Below are 16,152 nucleotides of genomic sequence, written 5' to 3' on the forward strand. Positions count from 1 at the left end.
GTCCTCACGCCTTCGTCGCGCCGGCAATCAGCGCTTCGAGCTGCTTTTCCACCTCGAGCCGCGCCTTCAGTTTGCCGGCAAAATCAGCGCCGGCCGCCTTCGCCGCGTCGGGCAGCGTGTCATATTCGCTGAGCGCCTTGGCGTAATCGCCCTGGTTGACCGCCACTTCCATGCGGGCGACGGTTTCCGGCGCGCCCTTGCCTTCCACGGTGCCGACCGGCCGCACCTTGACCAGCGATTCCGCGCTCGACACCAGGCTCTGGAAGAAGCCGGCATTCTGGTCGACCGGCTTTGCCGCCTCGACCATGGCATTGGCGGCGGCTTCGGCCTCTGAAGCGATGGTGGCGCGGGTCGGCACGCCCTTTTCGGCATAGGAGCGCAGCGCGGCGAGCTCGGGCGCGTCCGGCGCGATCGCCGCGAAGGTGTCGAGCTCGGTCGCAAAGGGCGCGCCGCGGTCGAGCGCCGACTTCAGCGCCGAAGCCGCGATCGCCAGCGCGATCTTGGGCTGCGAGGCCTGCGCGTCGACCTTGCCGGAAAGCTGCGACACGGACTGTTCCAGCGCCGCGAGCCGGCCGTCCTCGGCCTTGGCCGCGTCGCCGGCCGATTTCACCTGAGCCTCGAGCCCGGCGATCTTCTCGTTGAGTGGGGCGAGATCGACGGGCGCCGCATTGCCGTTCTTCTGCAGCCCGGCAACGGTCGTCTCGATCTGGCCGACCTTGTCACCGAGCGCCTTGAGCGCCGCGCGGTCGCCGCCTTGCCCCGCCGAGGATTTCAACGCCGCCACATCGGACTTGACCTGCTCGAGCGCCGAGGACAGGGCGTCCACCTTGGCGGAGGTTCCCTTGTCGCCGCTTTCCTTCAGCGACGCGATCTCGTTTTTCAGCGACGCGATCTCGCCATTGACGCCGTCCAGCGATCCGCCCCCCGACCCCGGCGCGCCGAGCAGGCCGACAGCCTGCAGCAAACCGGCACCGGCAAGTGCGATCACGCCGCCGACGACGCCCGCAGCGATGGCGTTGACCCCGGTTCTGCGCGGTGGCTGCGGCACGCGATCCTCGTCCCGTGCCTCGCCTGCCTTCGATGCCGAGGCGCCGGTGGCCGCAGCGGATGCGTCCTCGAAATTGTATTCGAAGCCCTTGGGCTGGCTCTTCGGCGCATCCGAGCCGCCTGGATACGGCGCCTCCGGCTCGCCTTTGCCGGCCTCAGTCTTATCGGCCGCTGCCTGGGCGGGGTCGCTATGCTCCCACGGCTCGATATCGGTCTGCTCGGCATGCATCGGCTCTTCCGGCGCCTCCGCCTGCGACGCGGCCGCGGCCTCTTCCGCCTTCGCCTCGTCGGTCTGCGCGGCATTGGCCTTCGCGGCATCCTCGTCGGTGATTCGCGAGACGGCGCCGGGCTCGAGTTCGATGGTCACCGGCTCGCGCCGGCTCTTCGAATGTCGCATCTTCGGCGTCTTGACCATGCTTGGGCTCCGCAAAATGGCTTGGGGATGGATCAATGGGTCCAGAGCGTCAGGATGCTCTAGCACATCACCAAGCGGTGAAAAGGGGCGGTGTGATGACGCGGCCTAGCGCGGTTGCGACAAAAGCGCGAGCAAGGCGTCTTCCTCAGGCTGGGATGCGATGCTGATCGTTTGACCGGCAATCCCATCCAGCGGTTCGGCGACTCGTGCAGAGAGCGCAAGAAATTCCGTTTTCTTAAAGAGCTGCCGCAAGTTGGGCCGCGAAATCAGGCTGACCAACGCCGCGCTGGCCTTGGCCGAATAAAGCAGCGCGGCCTCCACCGGCTGGCCCGACAGGCGGCTGACCACCACGTCATCGCCATAGTCGATGCTGGTCGTGTCGTAAGTCTCGACCGCCTTGACATGCACGCCAGCCGCCGTCAGCCGCTGCTCGAATGCCTGGAACCGAACGCGGCCGCACAGATAGACGATTGCCTTTCCGGCAAGGCCGCCGGCGATGGCCTCGGCCAGCGCCTCGGCGTCGCCCGGGCCTTCCGCGACGGAAAGAAATCCCGCCGCGCTGCAGGCTTCGGCCGTTCGTTTACCGACCGCGTGGCAAGGCAGGCCGGCAAGCGACGCGATCAGCGCCTTTGGCGCATGGCGAACCGCATTGGCGCTGGTGACCGCAACCGCGACGGCATCGCCGATCGTCGCATCGACCGGCAATGCGCTGGTTTCTGTCAGCGGCAGCAGGACAGGCTGAAATCCGAGGGCTTCAAGGCGTCGTGCCGTGCGCGATGCGCCTGGCTCCGGCCTCGTCACCAGGACACGGACCATGTCAGGCCCAGCCGTCGAAGAATTCAGCGCCGGCCCTCACGCGAACCGTTCGCGCTGCGTCCAGCCCGATCTCAGACGCGTCCGCGGCCTCGCCTTCCAGCCGGACCTCATGCGATTGCCTTCCATCGGGCGAGATGATCAGCCCGGCAAAGGATAGTTTTTCGCCCGCCACCGTCGCATGGCCGGCAATCGGCGTGCGGCACGAGCCGTCGAGCGCGGCGAGGAAGGCGCGCTCGCAGGCGAGCGCCTGGCCGGTCGGCACATGATGGATCGCTGCCAGCATTTTTTCGACCTCGCGATCGCCGATACGCGTTTCGATGCCGATCGCGCCTTGCCCCGGCGCCGGCGGAAAATCCTCGAGCGCCATCAGATCGGTGACGACGTTTTCGAGCCCGAGCCGCTTCAGCCCGGCATAGGCGAGGATCGTGCCCTCGGCGACGCCTTCGTCCAGCTTGCGCAGTCTTGTCTGCACATTGCCGCGGAAGATCACCACCTCGAAATCCGGCCGCATGCGGCGAAGCAGCGCCTGGCGCCTGAGCGACGACGAACCGACAACCGCGCCATGCGGCAGGTCGGCGATCCGTTTGACCCGCTTGCCGATGAAGGCGTCGCGCGCGTCCTCGCGCGGCAGGAAGGTGACAAGCTCCAGTCCATCGGGCAGCGCCGTCGGCATGTCCTTCGACGAATGCACGGCAATGTCGATGCGGCCGTCGAGCAGGGCTTCCTCGATTTCCTTGGTGAACAGGCCTTTGCCTCCGGCTTCGGAGAGCGGCCGGTCCTGGATGCGATCGCCGCTGGTCGAGATGGCCACCACCTCGAACGCCTGCTCGGGCAGGTCATGCGCTTGCATCAGCCGCGCCTGCGTCTCGTGCGCCTGAGCCAGCGCCAGCGGGCTTCCGCGTGTTCCGATTTTCAAAGTTTGCATGGCGCGCGGTCCGTGATAACCCCCGGGCGAGAGACCGAGGTCTGCCGAGATTCAGGTCAGGCCGCGCCGAAAATGGTGGATTTCGAGAACCGGAGCGGAGCGTACTAAACGCACGTGAGCACCGGAAGCGCAGAAGTCCGCCATTTGCAGGCCGGCATCACCTGAATATCGGCAGACCTCCTAATTGGGAATGGTCGGTGAAACAATCTTTGAGGCTAGCGACCAATTGATCCGCGTTCTGGGCATTGAGACGAGCTGCGACGAGACGGCGGCCAGCGTGGTGGCGCTGGACGGCGGCTCCGCGCCCGAAATCCTGTCCAACGTGGTGCTGAGCCAGATCGAGGAGCATGCGGCCTTCGGCGGCGTCGTGCCGGAGATCGCGGCGCGTGCTCATGTCGAGGCGCTGGACGGCATCATCGCGGCGGCGCTTGAAGATTCCAAGGTGTCGCTCGACGAGGTCGACGCCATCGCCGCGACGGCAGGGCCCGGCCTGGTCGGAGGATTGATCGTCGGCCTGATGACGGCCAAGGCGATCGCCGCCGCCGCGAACAAGCCGCTTATCGCCATCAATCACCTTGAAGGCCACGCGCTGACGGCGCGGCTGACCGATGGGCTAAACTTCCCCTATCTTCTGTTGCTCGTCTCCGGCGGCCACACTCAGATCGTCGCGGTGCGCGGCGTCGGCGACTACCAGCGCTGGGCGACCACGATCGACGATGCGCTCGGCGAAGCCTTCGACAAGACGGCCAAGATGCTCGGCCTGCCCTATCCAGGTGGACCGAATGTGGAGAAGGCGGCGGCGACAGGCGACGCCGGCCGCTTCGCCTTCCCGCGCCCGATGAAAGGCTCGGCGCAGCCGGATTTCTCCTTCTCCGGCCTGAAGACGGCGGTGCGCCAGGCAGCGACCGCGATTGCGCCGCTGAGCGACCAGGACGTTGCCGATATCTGCGCCTCGTTCCAGGCGGCGGTGGCCGACGCGCTGGGCGACCGCGTTGGCCGCGCCCTTGCCCGCTTCCGCCGGGAATCCCCCGACCAGGCAAAGCCGGCGCTGGTCGTCGCCGGCGGCGTTGCCGCCAACCGCACGATCAAGGCAACGCTCGAAGCGCTTTGCGCGCAAGCCGGCTTCGCCTTTGTCGCTCCGCCGCAGAAACTGTGCACCGACAATGCGGCGATGATCGCCTGGGCCGGCATCGAACGCCTGCGCGCCGGCATCGCCGACGAGAACACCGCTGACTTCGTGCCGCGTTCGCGCTGGCCGCTCGACAGCGTTTCCACGCCCATGGTCGGCTCGGGTCGGCGTGGTGCCAAGGCATGAGCGCGAAGGCAACGAGCGGCAGGAAGTCGGGCAGCGGCTGGCGCGTCGCGGTGCTGGGCGGCGGCGCCTGGGGCACGGCGCTGGCGCTAGCCATGATGCGCGCAGGCCATGATGTGCGCCTCTATGCGCGCGACCCTGAGACCGTCGCCGCCATCGCTCGCGGCGAGAACCCGCACTATTTGCCCGGCATCAGGATCGCACCCGGCATCGCGGCCACCAGCGATATGGCGGCCGCGCTCGACGGCGCCGACTGCGTGCTCGCCGTGACGCCGGCGCAGTCTCTGCGCGCCGTTCTGGCCCAAGCCAAAAACCACGTTCCTGCAGGCGTACCACTGGTGCTCTGCGCCAAGGGCATCGAGCGCGACACCGGCGCGCTGCTCTCGACGATCGTGGAGGAATGCCTGCCCAAAAATCCGGTCGCGGCGCTTTCCGGCCCGAGCTTCGCCAGCGATGTCGCGCGTGGCTTGCCGACCGCCGTCGTGGTCGCTGCCCGCGACGCGGAACTGGCGGCCGAGCTTGCCGCCCGCTTCTCGGCGGAGAACCTGCGCTGCTATTCCAGCGATGACCTGATCGGCGTCGAGATCGGTGGCGCACTGAAGAACGTGTTTGCCATCGCCGCGGGCGCCGTCACCGGCGCGGGCCTCGGCGCCAGCGCCCAGGCCGCCATGGTGACGCGCGGCTTCGTCGAACTGCGCCGCATCGGCGCCGCCTTCGGGGCCAGACCGGAGACGCTGATGGGGCTTTCCGGCCTTGGCGACCTCTTGCTCACCTGCTCCTCGGCACAATCGCGCAATTTTGCCTATGGCCTGGCGCTCGGCCAGGGCAAGCCACTTGCCGGCCTGCCGCTGGCCGAAGGCGTGCCGACGGCAGGCATTGCCGCCCGCATCGCCGCCGAGCGCGGTATCGATGCGCCGATCATCTCGGCCGTCGCCGCCATCCTCGACGGCAAGATCACCATCGGCCAGGCGGTAACCGCGCTGATGACGCGCCCGCTCAAGACCGAAACCGACATCTGAACCATCGGAGTGGAAAAATGCTGTTCGCGTTGATTTGCAAGGACAAGCCCGGCAGCCTGCAGCTGCGGGTCGACACCAGGCCGGCGCATGCGGCGTTCCTGGAAGGGCTGATCGCCGAAGGCAAGCTTGCCTTCGCTGGTCCCTTCCTCGACGCCGACGGCAAGCCGGATGGCAGCTTGGTGATGATCGAGGCGGCGGACATGGCAGGCGCGCAAGCGCTCGCCGCCGCCGACCCTTACGCCAAGGCCGGCCTGTTCGAAAGCGTCCAGATCCGTCCGTGGAACTGGGTCTTCCAGAAGCCAGCTGGCGCCTGATCGTTCGCGGTTCTCGCCGCAATGCCGGCGAGAGAGTAAGCATAGACGGCAACGCCATGCGTGGCGGCAAAGCGATGGGACAAACGATATGAACTACTGGCTGTTCAAGTCCGAACCCTCGGTCTTTTCCTTCGAGGCGCTTAAGGCCAAGGGCAAGGCCGGCACGCAATGGGACGGCGTGCGCAACTACGCCGCCCGCAACAATATGAAGGCGATGCAGATCGGCGATCTCGGCTTCTACTATCATTCCAATGAGGGGCTCAACATCGTCGGCATCGCCGAGGTCTGCGCGCTGGCGCATCCCGACACCACGAGCGACGATCCGCGCTGGGAATGTGTCGACATTCGCGCCTACATGGACGTGCCGGAGCCGGTGACGCTGGAACAGGTCAAGGCCAATCCCAAGCTCGCCGGGATGGCGCTGGTCCGGCTCGGCCGGCTTTCCGTGCAGCCGGTGACGCCGGCCGAATGGAAAGAGGTCTGCCGCATGGCCGAGCTCAACCCGGCGCCGTGACCAAGCTCACGCCAAAAAGCGCCAAAAAGTTCATCCTCGAAAACACAGCGCTGATGGCGCCGCCGCATGTGCCGGAAGTACTTTTGCACCTCGCCGACGAGGCGCATGACCTTTGGCTACGCACCGAGGAGGAACTGGCCGAGATTGGTCTGCCGCCGCCCTTCTGGGCCTTCGCCTGGGCCGGCGGGCAGGGCCTCGCCCGCTATGTGCTCGATCATACTGGAACCGTGCGGGGAAAACGCGTGCTCGACTTCGCATCCGGGTCGGGCCTCGTCGCCATCGCGGCGATGAAAGCAGGCGCGAAGCAGGTGATCGCCGCCGACATCGATCCGTTTTGCGAGACGGCGATCGCGCTTAACCTCGAATCCAACAGCGTTGAAGCGCAATTCCTCGGCACGGATTGCGTCGGCACCGACAATGGCTGGGACGTCGTGCTTGCCGGCGACGTCTTCTACGACAAGGCCTTCGCCGGCAGGCTGCTGCCCTGGTTCACGAACCTGCGGGCGCGCGGCGCCGAGGTCCTCGTCGGCGATCCCGGCCGCGCCTACCTCCCCAGGGCCGGGCTGCAATCGCTTGCCGTCTACCAGGTGTCGGTGACGCGCGAGTTGGAGGATGCCGAGGTCAAGCGCACGACCGTCTGGCGCCTCACTTGACGCGATCGCCGAACAAGCGTTCCATCGCGTGTCGATCTGGGGGAAGCATGGATTTTTCAGTCGTGAACTGGCTGGCGGTTGTTGTCGCCGCCGTCGTCGCATGGTTGTTCGGCGCCGCCTAGTATATGAGCCTGAGCAAACCCTGGCTGAAGGCGGCCAGGCTCGACCCCGCCACCATGAAGCGCTCGGCCGTTCCGTTCATCGTCAGCTTCATCGCCGAGCTGGTCATGGCGCTTGTCTTGACATTGGTAGTGGGCGCCATAACCGGGGGCGAGCCGAACCCGGTCGCGGGCTTGCTGTTCGGCTTCGTGCTTTGGCTGGGTTTCATCGCCAGCACGCTTGCCGTCCACCATCGCTATCAAGGCTTCGGCTGGGCGCTGACGCTGATCGATGCCGGCCATTGGCTGGGCGTGATGCTGATCATCGGCGCGGTGATCGGCTGGTTCGGCGCATCGGCGGCGCCGACGGGCTGACGACAAATCTCAGGCCGGGGTTTTCGCCACCTCGTCGAGAAGCCATTCGCGGAAGGCGATGATCCGCGCGTCGTCTTTCGAGGCCTCGGGATAGACCAGGAAATAGGCGAAGTCCGGTGCGACCTTGATGCCGAGCTCGAATGGCCGCACCAGTCGCCCCTGCGAAAGATCATTGGCCACCATGGCGAAGTCGGCGAGCGCCACCGCATTGCCGTCGAGCGCGGCCTGCGTGGCGTCTGTCGAGGTCCTGAACACCAGCGTTCGGCTGTCGTCGAAATCCTCAACGCCGGCCGCGTGCATCCACATGCTCCAGTTCGGCCAGGTCACGCCCTGCCGCGACCATTCGATATGCGCGAGCGTGTGATTGAACAGATCGCGCGGCTCCTTCAGCGGCGGACCTGACGCCAGCAGCGCCGGGCTGCACACCGGGATGATGATGTTCTCGAACAGCCGGTGCGCGACGAGCCCCGGATATTTGCCGGTGCCGAAGCGGATGCCGATATCGACATCGTCGCGCTCGAAATCCCTGACGTCGTAGGTGATGTCGAAGCGCAGCTCGATACCGGGCTTCTGCCGGCGGAAATCGTCGACCCGCCGCATCAGCCATTTTGTCGCGAACTGCGCGTCGAGCGTCACCTTCAGCAGCGACGTCCCGCGCGTCATCTTGCGGGCGCGGCTGACCGCCCGGTTGAGCAGGTCGAGCGCGTCGATGGACGCATCGTGCAGCAGGCTGCCCGCCTCGGTCAGCCGGATGCTGCGGCTGGTGCGCGTGAACAGAACCAGGTCGAGCTGATCCTCGATTTCCTTGATCTGGTGGCTGACCGCCGCCGGCGTCAGGCCGAGCTCATCGGCGGCGCGGGTGAAATTGAGGTGCCTGGCGGCCGCCTCGAACGTCCTCAGCGCGCGCGTCCCAGGCAGCAGCTTGGACATGCGATCTCCAAATAAAACTTGATGATCAGAAAAGAACTACTCGTTTCCCGTTTGTTTTTCAATCCGGCATCATGGCTTCATCGAAAACACCATAAAACCGGATTTGAAATCCGGAGAACTGGAACACCGTCATGTCCGAGATCGCCCTGAAGCCCTGCACCACGCTGGAATCCCCTTCCGGTTTCACACTTTGGCTTCGTTCGGCACGCGACTGGCTGCGCCAGGCCCGGGTCGCCGCCACCTTGCCTGCGGAATCCGTCGAAGACCTTTCCGACCGCGACCTGCGCGACGTCGGAGGCCGGCGCCGCGACGTCTCAAAGGCATTGGACCGCGAGTTCCGAGAGATCGGACTGCTCGGGACAGGTTGGCAGAAGCCGGAAAGAGGCGGTAGGAATTAGGCAGCAGACAATAGGGAAAGAGAGACCTGCTACCTACCGCACCACCTTCACTACCGTCCTGTCCGACAGCAACGGAAGCAGCCTCGCCATGGTCCGCGCCGTCACGGCAACACAGCCTTGGGTCGGCGTGAAGCCAGGCCGAGCCAGATGGAAGAAGATCGCGCTGCCGCGCCCGCGCAAGCGCGGCGCGATGTTCCAGTCGAGCACCAGGCAGACATCGTAGAGCCGGTCATCCCGCTTCATCCGCTCATGGCTCGCGCCATAGGGGATCTTCACCGGACGGTTGTAGTTGCGGTCGTCCGGCACCTCGCACCAGCCGAGATTCGGGCCGATCGGCGCCATCGGCAGCCTCGTCCTGCGCCCGCTCGCGAAATGATCGCTCCGGAAATAGCCTGACAGGATGCGCATCGACGCCAGCGGCGTCGCGCCATCCCCTTCATGCTTGTTCGCGGTGATACCGCTGCGCCCCAGCGCGCAGGGAAACACCGTTTTGCCGGCTTGCAGCAAGCCTTGCGCGGGGTCGCTGGGGCGCGCGCGCACCACCAAAACGCGCAAGCCTTTCGGCAAAAATGCGCCCGCCTCATTGCGCGCGCGTTTTTTCTTGTATGATCGTGTCACGGAACAAATCACTGTGATCGGCTGTTGCGCCGGTGAGCTTCCGCATAAATGGGGGGAGGTCAACTGAATATTCTTTTTAAAACAACGGATTGATATCCATGACATCACGCACCATCCTGATCGTCGACGACGACGACGACCTGCGCGCCACCCTGGTCGAGCAGTTGGCGCTTTACGAGGAATTCGACGTCCAACAGGAATCGACCGCCGCAAAAGGCGTTGCCGCCGCGCGCGGCGGCGTCGTCGACCTGCTCATCATGGATGTCGGGCTGCCCGATATGGACGGCCGCGAGGCGGTGAAGATCCTGCGCAAGGGCGGCTACAAGGCGCCGATCATCATGCTGACCGGCCATGACACCGATTCAGACACGATTCTGGGTCTCGAGGCCGGCGCCAACGACTATGTGACCAAGCCCTTCCGCTTCGCCGTGTTGTTGGCCCGTATCCGCGCCCAGCTTCGCCAGCACGAGCAGAGCGAGGACGCGACCTTCTCGGTCGGCCCCTACACGTTCAAGCCCAGCCAGAAGCTTTTGATCGATCCGCGCGGCGCCAAGGTACGGCTGACCGAGAAGGAAGCCTCGATCATTAAATATCTCTATCGTGCCGACCAGAAGGTGGTGACGCGCGACGTGCTTCTGGAAGAGGTCTGGGGCTACAATTCCGGCGTCACCACGCACACGCTGGAGACCCATGTCTACCGGTTGCGCCAGAAGATCGAGCGCGATCCTTCCAATGCCGAAATTCTTGTGACAGAAAGCGGCGGCTACAAGCTGGTTCCTTAAACATTTCATGATCTAGACCAATTCCAGGAAAAGTACGAAACGGTTGGGCTTTGCGGCTTCGCCGTAGCCTTCCGTCCGGAATTGAGCCAAAAGAGATGAGAGCGGTCGGGCGGGACCGTTTCGGGTACGATCCTGGTGCTGGAGGGTGATGGATCGGCTCGTTGCAAGCATCGCACGATGCATGGTGGAGCGCTTCCCGCGCGCCCAGGAGGGCGCGCCGCTCCAAAGGAGGGACTGGACTGACCGCTCGGGGACACAGCTAGGATGGCGCTGGATGATGACATCCGCATCCTGTCCAATGTGAAGCTTTTCCAGGGTTTCACGCAGGAACAGTTGCGCCTGCTCGCCTTCGGCGCCGAGACCACCGTGCTGCAGGCCGATCATAAGCTCTACCGCGAGGATGACGTCGCCGACTCTGCCTACATCGTGGTCAGCGGCCTCATCACGCTTTATCGGGAGCTAGGCGGCGAACGCGTCCCGATCGGCACTGCGGGTCCGGGCACCATGCTCAGCGAACTGGCGCTGATCGCCGACACCAACCGGCTGACAAGCGCCTCCGCCGCGGTCGATTCGGAAGTGATCCGGCTGAGCCGCAAGATGTTCCACCGAATCCTGGAAGAATATCCGGAGATCGCAGTTTTGTTGCATGAGCGCATCCTGGAGGAATTCCAGCAGATGATCGCCCGCATCGAGGAACTGGCGCCGCGCTTTACGGGGTAGCGGTTAGGCGTCGGCCAGAGAGCGCCTTCGTCATTCCAGGGCGAAGTAAGGAGCGAACGCCAGCGCCGCCCTCTCCCGCTGCGCGTCAATCCAGGTCGAACCGCGCTATAACCGGCACATGGTCGGACGGCTTCTCCCAGCCACGCGCCGCCTGCAGGATCTCGTAGCCTTTGAAAGCCGGCACCAGGTTGGCGGAGGACCAGACGTGGTCGAGGCGGCGGCCGCGGTTCGACGCCTCCCAGTCCTTCGCGCGATAGCTCCACCAAGTGTAGAGCTTCTTCTCGGCCGGCACATTGAGCCGCATCAGGTCGACCCAGCCGCCAGCCTTGCGCATCGCCTCGAAATTTGTCGTCTCGACCGGCGTATGGCTGACGACGTTGAGCAGTTGCTTGTGCGACCAGACGTCGTGCTCCTGCGGCGCAATGTTCAGGTCGCCGACCAGGATCGACGCGGATAGCTCGTCGCCGCCCGCCGGGACGGAGTTCATCTCATAGACGAAATCGAGCTTGTGGCGGAATTTGCGGTTGATCTCCGGATCCGGCTCGTCGCCGCCGGCCGGCACGTAGAAATTATGCACCAGCACCGATTTGCCGCCCGCCTGGACCGTGGCCGACAGATGCCGGCTGTCTTCTATCTCGCAGAAGCGCCGTTTCTCGACCAGCTCGATCGGCCGGCGCGCCACCGTGGCCACGCCGTGATAGCCCTTCTGGCCGTGGAACAGGATGTGCTCATAGCCAGCCTTGCGGAATGCCTTCTCCGGGAAGAGCTCGTCGGGAACCTTGGTCTCCTGCAGGCACAACACGTCCGGCGCGTGCTCCTTGAGCAGCCGCTCTACGATCGGCATGCGCAGGCGCACGGAGTTGATGTTCCAGGTGGCGATGGTGAAGGGCATTCAATGGGTCCGGCAAAGGTCGCCGATCTACTGCCAGTGGCGGGTCACAAAGACAAGGTGGCTACACCTCACGAAGGTCGGCGCAGCCCTCTTATTGCCCTACCAAGCGTTTCTGACCGTCAACGGGGAGAAAGAAGCGGTGGAGGCGCCCTGGCAATTAGCGAAAAGCGGTGGCGCCAAGCCCCGTTCACGGGGAGAAGCTGGCGGCAGCCAGATGAGGGGCAGCGTAACGGGATAAGGCTCCGACAGCGGCGAAAGGCTAGCGGGTCTTCGTATTCAGCTCACGGTTCGCCGTGTAGTCGATCGCAAAGGTATCGGCCGGGAAGCTGACGCCTTCCTTGGTGTTGAAGATCATCACCGTAGTGTCCTTGCCTTGCGCATCGGTGATCGTCCACTGGCGCAAATCATAGGTCTTCGGGTCGAACATCATTGTGATCATCGCATTGCCGAAGACCGACTTGTCGGAAAGCTTGATGGTCGTGAGGTCGTCCTCTTCCTTGACGGCCTTGACGCGCCCGCCGGAGAGGTCGATCCGGTCGTCGAGCAGCAATTTCAGCGGCGTCTTCGACAGCGGGTAGAGATCGGAGGTGTTGAGCTTCTTGTTGAGGATCACCACCGACTTGCCGTCGGAGATGACGCGGAAGTTCGAGGAGCCGTCATAGTTGAAGCGGATCTTGCCTGGACGTTCCAGGAAGAACTTGCCGCCGGTCTGCTCGCCCTTCGGGCCGAACTGCACGAACTCGCCGCTCATCGACTTCACCGAGGAGAAATGGTCGGCGATCTTCTGCGCCGCCGGCGGCACCGCCGCCTGCGCGGCCGCCACAAGCTGGTAGCCGGGCACAAGGTTGAGAGCGGCAGCTCCGCCAAGCATCAAGCCGAGGCCGAGGAGTTGGCGGCGGGTGATGGCGAATTCGGTCTGGGTCTTCATGCCGGTCACTTCCTGTGATTCGTGTCGTGGCAGTATCTGGACTCCCACTAGGGCTTAAGTTTGGCGGGTGCGCGACAACTTCGCACAAACGCGCCAGACGAGTTCCGGTTGCTTGCTGGCCCGTTGGCATCTCGCCAGGCGAGGAGTTTGCCGAGATTCAAGTCAGGCCGGCCTCACCTGAATATTGACAACCCTAGAATTTGTCGTCCTCGGTCGGCACCAAAATCTCGCGTTTGCCGGCATGGTTGGCCGGGCCGACAATGCCTTCTTTCTCCATCTTCTCGATGATCGACGCGGCGCGGTTGTAACCGATGCCGAGCCGGCGCTGGATGTAACTGGTCGATGCCTTGCCGTCGCGCAGCACCACGGCCACCGCCTGGTCGTAAGGATCGTCGGAATCCTCGAAATTGCCGCCGCCACCGCCGCCGGAACCACCCTTGCCGGGCGGACCGTCCTCGTCCTCTTCCTCGTCGTCCTCCGTGATGGCGTCGAGATATTCCGGCACGCCCTGCAGTTTGAGATGCGCGACGATCCGCTCGACCTCGTCGTCCGAGACGAACGGACCGTGGACGCGCTGGATGCGCCCGCCGCCGGCCATGTAGAGCATATCGCCCATTCCGAGCAACTGCTCGGCGCCCTGCTCGCCCAGAATGGTGCGGCTGTCGATCTTCGACGTCACCTGGAAGGAGATGCGGGTCGGGAAATTGGCCTTGATGGTGCCGGTGATGACGTCGACCGAGGGGCGTTGCGTCGCCATGATGACATGGATGCCGGCGGCGCGCGCCATCTGCGCCAGGCGCTGCACAGCGCCTTCGATGTCCTTGCCGGCCACCATCATCAGGTCGGCCATCTCGTCGATGATGACCACGATATAAGGCATCGGCTCGAGATCGAGGTTCTCGGTCTCGTAGATCGCCTCGCCGGTCTGGCGGTCGAAGCCGGTCTGCACCGTGCGCGAGATCTTCTCGCCCTTCTTCTCGGCCAGTTGCACGCGCGCGTTGAAGCCGTCGATATTGCGCACGCCGACCTTGGACATCTTGCGGTAGCGGTCCTCCATCTCGCGCACGGTCCATTTCAGCGCCACCACCGCCTTTTTCGGATCGGTGACGACCGGCGTCAAAAGATGCGGGATGCCGTCATAGACCGAGAGCTCGAGCATCTTCGGGTCGATCATGATCAGCCGGCATTCCTGCGGCGTCATGCGGTAGAGCAGCGACAGGATCATCGTGTTGATGGCGACCGACTTGCCCGAGCCGGTGGTGCCGGCGACCAGCACGTGCGGCATCTTGGCGATGTCGACGATAACCGCCTCGCCATTGATCGTTTTGCCGAGCGCCAGCGCCAGCTTCGCCTTCGTCGTCTCGAAGTCGCGGCTGGCCATGATCTCGCGCAGATAGACCGTCTCGCGCTTGGCATTCGGCAGCTCTATGCCGATGGCGTTGCGGCCGGGCACCACCGCGACGCGGCACGCGATCGCGCTCATCGAGCGCGCGATGTCGTCGGACAGGCCGATGACGCGTGAGGACTTGATGCCTGGCGCGGGCTCCAACTCGTAGAGCGTGACGACCGGACCGGGGCGAACGTGGATGATCTCGCCCTTGACGCCGAAATCCTCCAGCACGCCCTCGAGCAGCCGCGCGTTCTGCTCCAGCGCGTCCTTCGATAGGCTTGGATCCTTGGCGATGTTCTTCGGCTCGGACAGGAAATGCAGCGACGGCATCTCGAACGTGTCGGAGCCGATCAGCGAGGTCTGCGCCTCGCGCTGGACGCGGGCGCCCGGCACCGGCCGAGCCGCCGGCGCCTCGACGCGGGTCGCGGCGTCGGAGCGGAAGTTCCGCACCTTGGCCGCCGGCGCGCCGCGCCGCTGGGCAGGCGCCTCGTCGTCGAAGTCGTCGAGGTCGACGTCTTCGTCCTGCTCGTCGTCGAAAATATCCTGGTCCGCGGGATCGACCGAAGCGCTGCGATCGTTGACCATGGCGGCGAAGAATTCCGGCTCGACACGTGCGCGGCCGCCCGGGCTCACCCGGCTTTCGGCGAATTCGGCCGATTCGACGCGCTCGGCCGCGCGCCGCCAGGCGCTGGCCTTGGGCTCCATCGCCGGTTCGAACTCGTCGCGCTCCTGCCTGCGGCGTGCGGCGCGGCGGTGCAGGAAAGCCCGGAACGACAGCCACCAATGGGTGACGGCGCCGAGCGCCAGGATGCCTTCGTCGCCCTCATCCTCGTCCTCGTCGAAGAGCATCTCGTCCTGCTCGCGCGGATCGGGCGCTGCGGTGCGCTCCATGACGGCAAAGCCGTTCTTGCGCGCGATCAGCGCCGAGCCATAGGCAAACAGCCACAACATCGGCGCGGCGAGGACGATCGCGATGATGCTGGCGAAAAGCCCTTTCGGATAGCCGCCGACCGCAATGCCGGGGATCTTCAGCACCATGTCGCCGAAGACGCCGCCGAGGCCGGTCGGCAGCGGCCAGGTGTTGGGCGGCGTCACGCAGCCGGCGATAGCCGCGGCCAGAAGCGCGAAGCCGAACCAAGCGAAGCCGCGCTTCGGCAATTTATCGACGCCGCGCGCGGTGAAGAGCAGAAAGCCCCAGATCACCGCCGGCACCAGACCGGCGACGGCGGCAAGGCCGAAGAACTGCATGGCAAGGTCGGAGAACACAGCACCCGCATAACCCATGGCGTTGGTGACGACGTTGCTGGTGGCATGCGAGAAGCTCGGGTCGGCAACGTTCCACGTGGCCAAAGCCGCGATGCCGAAGGCGGTGAACAGGAACAGCCCGGCGCCGACCAGCCGCCCGACCTGACGCCGCGCGAATGCCTGGATGCCGTGCCCCGTGTCGGTCAGCGCGAGCGGTGCTGAAGCGCCTGAACGCATGCTCTTCCCCGTGATCGTTGCCTGGCCGGGCGCATGGCGCATTCCGGCAGATTCGAACGCCAGACTATCGGGGGGAAGGTTAAGGCCGCATTAACCATGGGCCTTTACCGGCGATGATGCGGAAACGACGGTGGCGAGCCGCGAAGCCCGCCACCTTTCTGCTCGAAATGCCGAAACGATCAGGCCCTTTCGAACCCGACCTCGGGTATCACTTGTTGGCGCCGCCATACGCCATCAGGTTGGCGCAGAATTCGGCGTGGGGCTTGCTCATCGCCGCGTCCTGGCACTCCTTCATCATCTTGTCCTGCTTGTCCTTCGGCGTCGCCGCCCAGGCCGCCTTGAAGTCGGCTTCCGGCTTCATGGTCTTCATGCTCGAATCAGTGAAGAACGGAGCCATGTTGTCCGGCTCGTCGAGCGCACCGGCAAGTGCAACGCCGCTGATCATCGAAAGAGCCATGGCTCCGAGGAAGATGTTCTTGATGTTCATCAGGTGGTTCCTTCCCTCTTGTTTGGCGGACGTCTTG

The 16,152-nt window shown here is 64.9% G+C and carries 17 protein-coding genes and 1 pseudogene; 9 read left to right on the plus strand and 9 right to left on the minus strand.

What is annotated here, in order from left to right; all coding sequences use genetic code 11:
- Nucleotides 1-4 precede the first annotated feature (4 nt).
- The 3 genes from P9272_RS06080 to hemC all read right to left on the minus strand — a co-directional run bounded on the left by P9272_RS06080 (nucleotide 5) and on the right by hemC (nucleotide 3,203).
- Nucleotides 5-1,462, minus strand: a complete 1,458-nt coding sequence (locus tag P9272_RS06080) for a phage tail protein (protein WP_278159775.1) — start codon at nucleotides 1,460-1,462, stop codon at nucleotides 5-7.
- A gap of 105 nt (nucleotides 1,463-1,567) precedes the next feature.
- Nucleotides 1,568-2,278 carry a uroporphyrinogen-III synthase gene (locus P9272_RS06085; protein WP_278159776.1) on the minus strand — a complete coding sequence of 237 codons (711 nt, stop codon included), beginning with the start codon at nucleotides 2,276-2,278 and terminating at the stop codon, nucleotides 1,568-1,570.
- Between the two features lies 1 nt (nucleotide 2,279).
- Nucleotides 2,280-3,203, minus strand: coding sequence for a hydroxymethylbilane synthase (hemC, locus tag P9272_RS06090; protein ID WP_128257998.1), 924 nt, complete (start codon nucleotides 3,201-3,203; stop codon nucleotides 2,280-2,282).
- A gap of 229 nt (nucleotides 3,204-3,432) precedes the next feature.
- Here hemC and tsaD point away from each other — a divergent pair, with 229 nt between their 5' ends.
- From tsaD to P9272_RS06120, 6 genes and pseudogenes are all read left to right on the plus strand, one after another.
- Entirely contained in the window at nucleotides 3,433-4,518 is a 1,086-nt protein-coding gene (gene tsaD / locus P9272_RS06095; RefSeq protein WP_278160000.1) for a tRNA (adenosine(37)-N6)-threonylcarbamoyltransferase complex transferase subunit TsaD, read from the plus strand.
- Nucleotides 4,515-5,534 carry an NAD(P)H-dependent glycerol-3-phosphate dehydrogenase gene (locus P9272_RS06100; protein ID WP_278159779.1) on the plus strand — a complete coding sequence of 340 codons (1,020 nt, stop codon included), beginning with the start codon at nucleotides 4,515-4,517 and terminating at the stop codon, nucleotides 5,532-5,534. Before tsaD ends, P9272_RS06100 begins: the two co-directional genes overlap by 4 nt.
- Before the next feature lie 17 nt (nucleotides 5,535-5,551).
- The gene (locus P9272_RS06105; RefSeq protein WP_278159781.1) at nucleotides 5,552-5,848 is read left to right on the plus strand and encodes a YciI-like protein; all 297 of its coding nucleotides are present in this window, start codon (nucleotides 5,552-5,554) and stop codon (nucleotides 5,846-5,848) included.
- Between the two features lie 88 nt (nucleotides 5,849-5,936).
- On the plus strand, nucleotides 5,937-6,362 hold the full coding sequence (locus tag P9272_RS06110) for an EVE domain-containing protein (protein ID WP_278159784.1): 426 nt from the start codon (nucleotides 5,937-5,939) through the stop codon (nucleotides 6,360-6,362).
- A complete protein-coding gene (locus P9272_RS06115; RefSeq protein WP_278159785.1) occupies nucleotides 6,317-7,015 on the plus strand; it encodes a methyltransferase in 699 nt (232 codons plus the stop codon). Before P9272_RS06110 ends, P9272_RS06115 begins: the two co-directional genes overlap by 46 nt.
- Before the next feature lie 47 nt (nucleotides 7,016-7,062).
- Nucleotides 7,063-7,488 (plus strand): annotated as a pseudogene (locus P9272_RS06120) (DUF1761 domain-containing protein).
- Between the two features lie 9 nt (nucleotides 7,489-7,497).
- On the opposite strand, the gene gcvA reads toward P9272_RS06120, so the two are convergent.
- Nucleotides 7,498-8,418, minus strand: coding sequence for a transcriptional regulator GcvA (gcvA, locus tag P9272_RS06125; protein ID WP_278159788.1), 921 nt, complete (start codon nucleotides 8,416-8,418; stop codon nucleotides 7,498-7,500).
- 131 nt (nucleotides 8,419-8,549) lie between these two features.
- Here gcvA and P9272_RS06130 point away from each other — a divergent pair, with 131 nt between their 5' ends.
- A complete protein-coding gene (locus tag P9272_RS06130; protein WP_278159789.1) occupies nucleotides 8,550-8,816 on the plus strand; it encodes a hypothetical protein in 267 nt (88 codons plus the stop codon).
- 33 nt (nucleotides 8,817-8,849) lie between these two features.
- Here P9272_RS06130 and P9272_RS06135 read toward each other — a convergent pair whose 3' ends face one another.
- Complete coding sequence (locus P9272_RS06135) at nucleotides 8,850-9,446, minus strand: L,D-transpeptidase (RefSeq protein WP_278160001.1); 597 nt, start codon at nucleotides 9,444-9,446, stop codon at nucleotides 8,850-8,852.
- An 86-nt stretch (nucleotides 9,447-9,532) separates the two neighbouring features.
- On the opposite strand from P9272_RS06135, the gene P9272_RS06140 reads away from it, so the two are divergent.
- Nucleotides 9,533-10,216: a response regulator transcription factor gene (locus tag P9272_RS06140; RefSeq protein WP_040991447.1), complete on the plus strand. Its 684-nt coding sequence runs from the start codon at nucleotides 9,533-9,535 to the stop codon at nucleotides 10,214-10,216.
- 264 nt (nucleotides 10,217-10,480) lie between these two features.
- Complete coding sequence (locus tag P9272_RS06145) at nucleotides 10,481-10,936, plus strand: cyclic nucleotide-binding domain-containing protein (RefSeq protein WP_128258007.1); 456 nt, start codon at nucleotides 10,481-10,483, stop codon at nucleotides 10,934-10,936.
- A gap of 85 nt (nucleotides 10,937-11,021) precedes the next feature.
- On the opposite strand, the gene xth is transcribed toward P9272_RS06145, so the two are convergent.
- The 4 genes from xth to P9272_RS06165 form a co-directional block, all read right to left on the minus strand.
- Nucleotides 11,022-11,828, minus strand: coding sequence for an exodeoxyribonuclease III (xth, locus tag P9272_RS06150; protein WP_278159791.1), 807 nt, complete (start codon nucleotides 11,826-11,828; stop codon nucleotides 11,022-11,024).
- Nucleotides 11,829-12,087: 259 nt separating this feature from the next.
- Nucleotides 12,088-12,756 carry an outer membrane lipoprotein carrier protein LolA gene (locus P9272_RS06155; protein ID WP_128258009.1) on the minus strand — a complete coding sequence of 223 codons (669 nt, stop codon included), beginning with the start codon at nucleotides 12,754-12,756 and terminating at the stop codon, nucleotides 12,088-12,090.
- Between the two features lie 193 nt (nucleotides 12,757-12,949).
- Entirely contained in the window at nucleotides 12,950-15,628 is a 2,679-nt protein-coding gene (locus P9272_RS06160; RefSeq protein WP_278159794.1) for a DNA translocase FtsK, read from the minus strand.
- A gap of 208 nt (nucleotides 15,629-15,836) precedes the next feature.
- Nucleotides 15,837-16,115 carry a hypothetical protein gene (locus tag P9272_RS06165; RefSeq protein WP_128258011.1) on the minus strand — a complete coding sequence of 93 codons (279 nt, stop codon included), beginning with the start codon at nucleotides 16,113-16,115 and terminating at the stop codon, nucleotides 15,837-15,839.
- Nucleotides 16,116-16,152: the final 37 nt, after the last annotated feature.

Source organism: Mesorhizobium sp. WSM4976 (assembly GCF_029625685.1).
Taxonomy (GTDB): domain Bacteria; phylum Pseudomonadota; class Alphaproteobacteria; order Rhizobiales; family Rhizobiaceae; genus Mesorhizobium.